The following is an 8,549-nucleotide window of genomic DNA, read 5'->3' as shown; positions in this document are numbered from 1 at the left end:
TAATGCTATTGGTGTTAATAGCCTTACTGCTACAAGCTTGACTCTTGTCAACTCTGCTATTGATACTCTTCCCATCGGCGGGCTTATTAATGTGCCTCAGCTACAAGTGATTACCGATGCTGCGAATGCTGCGCTTTCTGGCGCTGCTAATGGGAATGGTCCAACTCTTGCCCAATTAAATGCACTTGGTATCACCGGCGTAACCGAGGCAAATTTGGCTGCCGTCCTTACTGCTATTCACAATACTCCTGATGATGGTAGCGCAGTCGATACGCAGGGAGAATTACAAGCCATTGTGATAAATGTCGTTACAGCCATCAATACTATTAGTGTTGCGGCCCAAGAAAATAATGCTAATAGTCTTACAGAGGTTATTTATGCCCTGGCTGGAGTAACAGGGGTGACAGAAAGCAATTTATATGCTATCAATAGTGCATTAAATAGTGATACGGTGGACGGTCAATCTACCAATACACCGACAAATATACAATACGTTGTTAACGCCTATAATGCTTTATTATTTGGCGCCGATGGAGTAAGCAATCATAATGTTGCGAGTACACCTACGCAATATGCTGCAATTGGAGTTACCGGGATTAACAGTATTAGCGCAAATCTTCTTGACTCAGTTATTGATACACTAACTCCTTTCGCAATAAATACAACCGGCCAGATCCAGGTTCTTGCTGACGCTGCAAATGCAATAATATCCGGTGCCGCCGGCAACACTTCGCCGACAGTAGAACAGTTTAATGCCCTTGGGATAACGGGGGTTAATTTAACCAATTTAGCGACAATACAATCAGCCATAGCCGCTACCGCAGATAATGGTAGCGGCGTAGATAGCCAGGCAAAATTACAGGCGCTTGTAGATCATTCACCGTTACTTATTAACAGTATTACCATAGACGGAATTCCAACTGGATTACAAAATTTATATATAGCTGGCGATAGTATATTTATAAAGGTGACACTTAATGCTGCTGGTATTGTGCAAAATACGCCAGGTCTGCTGTTAAATGTGGGGGGGACTATTGTTCAAGCAGATTATGTTAGCGGTTCAGGAAGCTCGGATATTATATTTTCTTACACGTTACCCCCTGGTTTGATGGATAGTAATGGGATTTCTATTGACGCTAATTCAATAACACAAATAAGCGGTTCTCTCCGAAATATTTGGGGAGATAATAGTAATTTTGTTTCAGATCCATTACAAGACAATGAAGCATTTCGTGTTGATAGTTCCGCCCCTACCGTGCTATCAACCGAAATCAACGGAGCCACTTCGTCCTGTTTAACGGTAGGTGGTATTGTTCATATTACATTAACCATGAGTGAAGCTGTCTCGGTAACTGGCTCTCCTCTGGAAACAATTATTGTTGGTCCAAATACTGTTAATGCTTCTTACAATGCATCGCTTAGTGACAGCACACATTTAACTTTTGATTATACTATTCAGGCTGGCGAAAATGATTTAAATGGTATTTCTATTTCTGTTAATGGACTGCATAATGGTAGCGGCATTAGTGACGTAGCAGGAAATCTTGCTTTACTCGCACATGCAGCAGTACCTGATAATAGTAGTTATTTAGTTGATACATTGTCACCTATATTTATTAATAGCAATTCTGCTATTGTACACGACACGGGATTAGGGATCACAAGTGCAGATATTATTTATACGGCTAGTGTTAATGATGCTACACCAGTTGTTTTTAGCTTAAGTGGAAATGGAGTCGATAATTCTTTATTTTCAATAAATAGTGTCACAGGAGAATTGCATTTCCGTAATACCGAGTCTTATATTAGCCCCAATGATTCAAATGCGGATCATCGGTACAATATAACCCTACAAGCTACTGATGAGGCTGGCAATCATACAGAGCGTGCGATTACTGTTACTTTGGATGGATATTCTAGACTTCAGCCCGCTATGGGCGTATATTTTGATGCCGCGCATACAATGTCAGCCGGTAATTTAATTGCTCCCGTAGAGTCCAATGGCGGTCACGTTTACTATTATTGGGACGTCTCGGGTGATGGAGAAAGCGGATCTGAAGATCTCGTAAGCCACGATTATCTTGATAATATTTTCAAATATGGGAGTGATTTTTCTACACTTAACCCAAATGGACCTAATGCCGATACCAGTACTAATTATCGTTATGCAACTTTATATACTGGTGATGGAGTTGCAGTACACGTTACCTTGCCCACGATAGGAGGCGAACTTGGGGCTAATAGAGCAGGGACAGAAGTAGAAGGCAATGCTATCAATCATGTATTTAATGATTTATTGGCGGTCTGGGACTCAAGTAATGGATCAGGTACAGATACAGGGTTATATGGTATTCCGAATGGATGGGCTAGCGATGAATTTTATTCCTGGTCTAGTACCCAAACCAGCACAGAAAATCATGCGAGTATACTTTTTGGTACTGGATTTGCACATTCAAGTAATGATACAAATATAGCTTATGCTGCTTTAGAAGTAATATATCAAGTTGATTTGAATACGCCTGTATTTTCTAGTAGTAATGATGTCAGCGTGCACGATACCGGACATGGGGTCGATCCAACGGTTGTCGTTTATGATGCTAATGTTAATGCCCCACGCCCGATAACGTTTAGCCTAGCTGGCGATGGTGTAGATAACTCTTTATTTACAATTAACGCTGCAACCGGCGAGATGCATTTCCGCACTACTGAAACATACATAAATCCAAATGATTATGGAACAGATCATACATACAATGTTACTATACAAGCTAGTGATAATATAGGAAATCATTCCGAACAGGCAGTAAATATTACATTAGACGGTTACACTAGATTTCAGCCTTCAATTAGTGTTTTTTTTGATGAAGCACATACACTTTCAGCCGGAAATTTAATTGCTCCCTTACGAGCAGATGGCGATCATGCATTTTATTATTGGGACATATCTGGGGATGGAGCTAGTGGAGAAAATGATCTTGTAGATCACAATTATATTGACAGTATTTTTAAATATGGTAGTGATTTTACGACCCTTAATCCTAACGGTACTAATGTCGATACCAATGATGTTTATCGTTATGCAACTCTTTACACAGATACTGGAATAGGTGTGCGTGTAGCCTTACCCACTGTTGGTGGACCGCTTGGTGCAAACCGAGCAGGGACGGCGGTGGATAATGCCGTCGTTAATGCAGAATTTGATGACTTGTTGGCAATTTGGGATGCTAGTAATGGTCAAAGTACTCAAACTGGGCTGAATGGCGTTCCTTCTGGTTGGGCTGGAGATGAGTTTTATTCCTGGTCTGCGACAAGCACAGGTTCAAATGCTCATGCTAGCCTTTTATTTAGCACTGGATTTGCTCATTCAAGTATTGACTCTAACACTGCATATGTTGCCCTTGAGATATTGTAATATTAATAATTTTTAAAATTGGCGCTTCCTTGATCGATATCATATAAATTAGTATATTTTATATTATTGGAAAAGTTTGGTATCGATCAGTTGACTTAGAATTATGTTTCCATTGATTTCTGGTTTCTGTAAAGTTGGTATTTTCATTAATAAAGATATAAATATTGCAAAGACAATCCCTGCTCTAATATATATGAAATTATTTAAAACTTTTAGACATTCGTGGTTCTAGCTTCCCTAGCGCGGGAGCGGTCAAGTATTATTTTCTAATCGCGCTTTCTAAGGACCCATTTACCCGGTCGCAGTGCTTTTGATGAAAGGATGCCGGTGGTGCATGCACTAATTATCCGGCTGCTAGAACTATGCGTTCAATATCAGCTAAAGTAGAACGGATTGTGATGGAATCTGCGTTTCTTAGTGAGGGGTTGGGACGTGGATTGCTTAATTTATCTAAATTAGCGAGACAACTACAGCCACAATTAGAAAAAGATTTATGGAAGCCGGTGGGACAAGCGGCGGTAGTAATGGCGTTACGCCGGTTGGCCGATAGATTATCTCAACAGACTAAAGACAAGTTGTTGCTTTCGCCCTCCTACGCGGGTGAGCTTAGTATACGTAGCGAACTAATGATTTTTACTTATCATTATTCTGATCAGAGTTATGTGTATCAGCGGCAGTTGCTAGCTCTCGCAGAGCCGCAACGAGACATCTTTATCACAGTTATGCGTGGCGTCAATGAAGTAATGGTCATTTGTAGTCGTACGCTTGGGAACTTAGTGCAAGAAGTCTTTAGCGACGAACGTGAAAGGGCACGACTTGAACGAGTTACCGCTGTAACCTTACACTTGTCACCGGAAACCTGCTACACGCCTGGTATTTATCACGCTATCCTCAAACGCCTGGCATGGGAACGCATCAATTTGATTAACATCATTTGCACCTACACCGAGTTGACCTTTTTACTTGAAGCAAAGCAGGCAGGCGCAGCTTTTTCCGTACTATCCCAAATTGCCACGCTATGACGACCGTTTCGCATCAATGTAACTTGGCGGTATCAGAATGGATATATGCCCTTCAACCGCCCAACGACATTTTCAAATCAACCGCAGTGCGACTTCGTACATTGTCACTAGTCGATGATAAGCAGAATATTCTCACTTCGCGCAAGGTCCTGCGACGGCGCCATGACTATTATATGCTTACGACCGGCAGCGGCCAGGAAGAGCTGGAGGTAGTGGTTAGCCATGCGGTGAACGTAATCGTGTTTGACCAGCGCATGCCCGGGATTTTGGGCGCCGATTTACTGCCCAAGGCCAAGCTGTTGTATCCGCCGACGATACGCATCGTGCTGTCGGCGGTAAGTATGTGGCGCATGAGACAGCGGACCTATGAGCAACCAGTGCGGCAGGCCGTGGTAGTGGAACCGTTGTCCAGCCTCAACCAGGAAGACTTAGACTTACACGTGCTGGCACAAAAGATCGAGCTGGACCACGCCTTGGCGACGAAGACCCTGCGTATCGCCAATTCCTCTTTTTACGGCGTGCAATCGAAGGCCTCTAACATTTCGCAGGCCGTTTTCGTCCTGGGCTTTCATAGCATTTGCATGGTTGTCACGGCCCGCGCGCTGACGGGCAGTTTCGCGTCGGTGAGCGGCCGCTTCGATTTCCGGGCGTTCTGGCGCCACTCGCTGGCCACGGCTATCGCCGCGGGCCTACTGGCGCCGCACCTGCCCGTAAATCTCCAGACGGCATTCACGACCGGCCTGTTTCATGATCTGGACACCCTGGTGCTGGTGACGCACGGCCCGGCCGAGCACGCTCTCGTTGGCAGCTACCGCGAGGCGCATGACTGCCAGATGGCCGACGCGGAACTGGTCGTCATCTGCATCTATCACGTACAGGCTGGCAGCGCCATGGCCGCCTACTGGAAGTTTCCCGGGGCGGTACAGCAGGCGGTGGCCGACCACCACGCTATCGACCGCCTGGAGGCGGGCGGCCTGCCGCTAGCTGTGCATATGGCCAATGCCGTCACCCTTGCGCGCGACCTAACCAGCGTCGACGATACGATGGTGCCGCGCCTGTCGCCCACGGGCTGGCGAAGCTTCGCCCTAGACGAACTTGGCTGGCTTACGCCGCTGCAGCAAACTGAACACACCTTCGATGAAATGTTGCGGATCATGCTGGCATGAACAGAAAAAAGACCATGGAAACAGACGTCGGGCAGACATTGCCCGCCACGTCGGAACGCTGCCAAGACGATACCATTGCCCTATCGGCGTTTTTCGATGGCCTTCCCGTGGCTACTTTCGCCATCGACACGGACCAAGTGGTGACACACTGGAACAGCGCCTGCGAACAGTTGCTGGGCTTTACAGCCACCGAGATGGTCGGCACACGCGACCACTGGAAGGCGTTTTATCCGCAGCCGCGCGCTTGCCTGGCCGACCTGCTGGTGGCTGACGACATGGCGCTGGGCGAAACCGAGCTTTATCAAGGCAAACTAAGGCCGTCCGCCGTGATCTCCGAAGCCTATGAGGCCAAGGATTTCTTCGCCAATATCGGTCTCAATGGCCGCTGGTTGCACTTCACGGCGGCGCCCCTGCGTGATCGCCAGGGCCGCCTAGTGGGCGCCATCGAAACCTTGCGCGATGTAACAGAACAGCACGATGCGGAGAGTGCATTGCGCAAGGCGTACACCAACCTGGAACACTTGGTTGCCACACGCACGGCTCAGCTGGCTGAAATGAACGAGCGCCTGACAGAAGATATCCACCAGCGCGAAATTGCCGATGCAGAATTGCGAGAACGCAACATAGCCTTGACAGAAGTGAATAGCAAGCTGTCGCTTGCCCAGCAAAAACTGCTGCAGTCGGAAAAGCTGGCCTCGATCGGCCAGCTGGCCGCCGGCGTGGCGCACGAGATCAACAATCCCATCGGCTATGTGTTTTCCAATGTCGGCACGCTGGAAGGGTATCTGGATGACCTTTTTAGCATGCTCAATGCCTATGAGGAAGCCGAGCTGGCCATCGCCGACCCAGTGGTGGTGGCCGGCCTGCGCGCGCTGCGCGAACAGATCGACCTGGACTTCCTACGCACCGACATTCCGATGTTGATGGGCGAGTCGAAGGAAGGCATTTCGCGCGTGCGCCGCATCGTACAGGACCTGAAGGATTTTTCGCATACGAATGCGCAACAGGAATGGGTTTGGGCCGACCTGCGTCAAGGCATCGATACCACGCTCAATATCGTGAATAACGAGGTCAAGTACAAGGCCGACGTGGTACGCGAGTACGTCGACATTCCCGATATTGAATGCCAGCCTTCCGAGCTGAACCAGGTGATCATGAACCTAGTCGTCAACGCCGCCCATGCCATGGGCGAGGTGCGCGGACGCATCACGTTGCGCACGGGCAGCGACAATGCGGGGGAAGTGTGGATCGAGGTCGAGGACACTGGCAGCGGCATCGCGCCCGGACACCTGTCGCGCATCTTCGACCCCTTCTTCACCACCAAGGCCGTCGGCAAGGGCACGGGACTGGGGCTCTCGCTGGCCTACAGCACGGTGCAAAAGCATCATGGCCGCATCGACGTGCGCAGCATCATCGACCGCGGCACCACCTTCCGTATCACTTTGCCCGTGCGCCAGGCGCAGGCCGTCGCACCATGACCATCAATCAACAGGGCAGCATGAGCACCAGCACTGCGGCCACGCCGCCGACCATCCTGTGCGTCGACGACGAGCCGAATATCCTGTCGTCGCTGCGGCGCCTGTTCCGCCCGCACGGCTACCGCGTGCTGACGGCCGACGGCGGCGCGGCCGGCTTGGCCCTGCTCGAGAGCGAGACGGTGGACTTGGTCATCTCCGACATGCACATGGTTCACATAAATGGCGCGCAATTTCTGGCCCAGGTGCGCCAACGCTGGCCAGGCATAATGCGTTTGCTACTGACCGGCTATGCCGACATCCAGTCAATCCTCGACGCCGTCAACCACGGCGAGATCTACCGCTACTTGACCAAACCCTGGAACGAGAACGATATCGTGCTGGTGGTACGCCACGCGCTGGAACGGCGCGCACAGGAACAGGAAAAGCTGCGCATGGAAACGCTCACGGCCGGCCAGAACATGGAGTTGCAGGCGCTCAACGCCTGCCTGGAAGCGAAGATAAGCATGCGCATCCTATCGCTGGCATCGGACTATAACGGGCTGCAGATCGGCGCCATGGGAGAGCGACGTTTACACGCCGACGAGGTCTCTCCCCCAATGTACAACAGCGTCGGCAACGGCTACAACCCTGCGGTGGCGGCCACTTTACGGCCCATCATAGACGAAACGGACTCACCGGCCCGCGACCTGACCGTGCTGTCGAGACAGCTGGAGCCGGGTATGGTGCTGTCGCGGGATCTGATCAGCCGCGATGGCCTAATGTTGCTGGCCGCCAACCATGTGCTGACGCCCCGCCTAATTGCCCACCTGCTCGACTTCGAAGGAAGAAATGGCGGGAGGCTTACAATTCGCGTTTCTACGCCGCCCAAGGAAGGCTAAGAGAAAGAAGCGCAACAATGTAGATATTGCGCGACAGGAAAGGTCCAAGCCCGTGCCCCGGGTTACAGCATTGATATCAATCTCCTCGCATCCAGGCTTTAGGGAAACCAGTATAGGGAAGATCGCGCAATAATTTAAACCTATTTCATTAAATATTAATAATTTAACTACCGCGCAGATTCATGCAACTGCCAGTAGTGATGAAACGCTTGTCGCAAATTATCACGTAAAACAACATTATCCCACGGTTTTGTATAAAAACGATAAATATCACCGTGATTAATTGAATCAATCACGGAATCTAAATCAGTATACCCTGATAGAATAATACGTATAATATGGGGATATAACTCTTTTATTTTATCAAAAAAAACTGCTCCGCTCATAACTGGCATACGCTGATCACACATAACTACTTGAACTTCATTAAGAGCAAGTAGTTCAAACCCAGCAGCAGCAGACTGTGCAGTTAAAATACGATAACCATCTTGACGAAACAAACGCTGTAATGCCATTAAAATATGAGGATCATCATCTATCAATAATAAAGTTTCTGGCCCCACTAACATTTTATCATCGTGAAAGGGTAAATT

At 48.6% G+C, this 8,549-nt stretch carries 6 protein-coding genes; 5 read left to right on the top strand and 1 reads right to left on the bottom strand.

The genetic code is table 11. The annotated features are described in order from the left end of the window. The first annotated feature begins 37 nt into the window (after window positions 1-37). From ASN89_RS29105 to ASN89_RS25065, 5 genes are all read left to right on the top strand, one after another. Window positions 38-3,412, top strand: a complete 3,375-nt coding sequence (locus ASN89_RS29105) for a beta strand repeat-containing protein (RefSeq protein WP_235502073.1) — start codon at window positions 38-40, stop codon at window positions 3,410-3,412. A 398-nt stretch (window positions 3,413-3,810) separates the two neighbouring features. Further along, on the top strand, window positions 3,811-4,434 hold the full coding sequence (locus tag ASN89_RS25080; RefSeq protein WP_235502072.1) for a hypothetical protein: 624 nt from the start codon (window positions 3,811-3,813) through the stop codon (window positions 4,432-4,434). After that, window positions 4,431-5,600: an HDOD domain-containing protein gene (locus tag ASN89_RS25075; RefSeq protein WP_082654746.1), complete on the top strand. Its 1,170-nt coding sequence runs from the start codon at window positions 4,431-4,433 to the stop codon at window positions 5,598-5,600. The genes ASN89_RS25080 and ASN89_RS25075 overlap by 4 nt, the downstream gene beginning before the upstream one ends. 14 nt (window positions 5,601-5,614) lie before the next feature. Then, on the top strand, window positions 5,615-7,078 hold the full coding sequence (locus ASN89_RS25070; RefSeq protein WP_058051152.1) for an ATP-binding protein: 1,464 nt from the start codon (window positions 5,615-5,617) through the stop codon (window positions 7,076-7,078). Continuing rightward, window positions 7,075-7,956 carry a response regulator gene (locus ASN89_RS25065; protein ID WP_058051149.1) on the top strand — a complete coding sequence of 294 codons (882 nt, stop codon included), beginning with the start codon at window positions 7,075-7,077 and terminating at the stop codon, window positions 7,954-7,956. Before ASN89_RS25070 ends, ASN89_RS25065 begins: the two co-directional genes overlap by 4 nt. Window positions 7,957-8,123: 167 nt before the next feature. Here ASN89_RS25065 and ASN89_RS28375 read toward each other — a convergent pair. After that, window positions 8,124-8,549: response regulator (locus ASN89_RS28375; RefSeq protein WP_152988684.1), on the bottom strand; the 426-nt coding region annotated here is incomplete at its 5' end.

It is taken from the genome of Janthinobacterium sp. Ant5-2-1 (assembly GCF_001445815.1).
In the GTDB taxonomy this organism is placed as follows: Bacteria; Pseudomonadota; Gammaproteobacteria; order Burkholderiales; family Burkholderiaceae_D; genus Janthinobacterium; species Janthinobacterium lividum_E.
The sequence above is the reverse complement of the archived record's forward strand: the minus strand, read 5'-3'. Positions and strand labels throughout refer to the sequence as shown.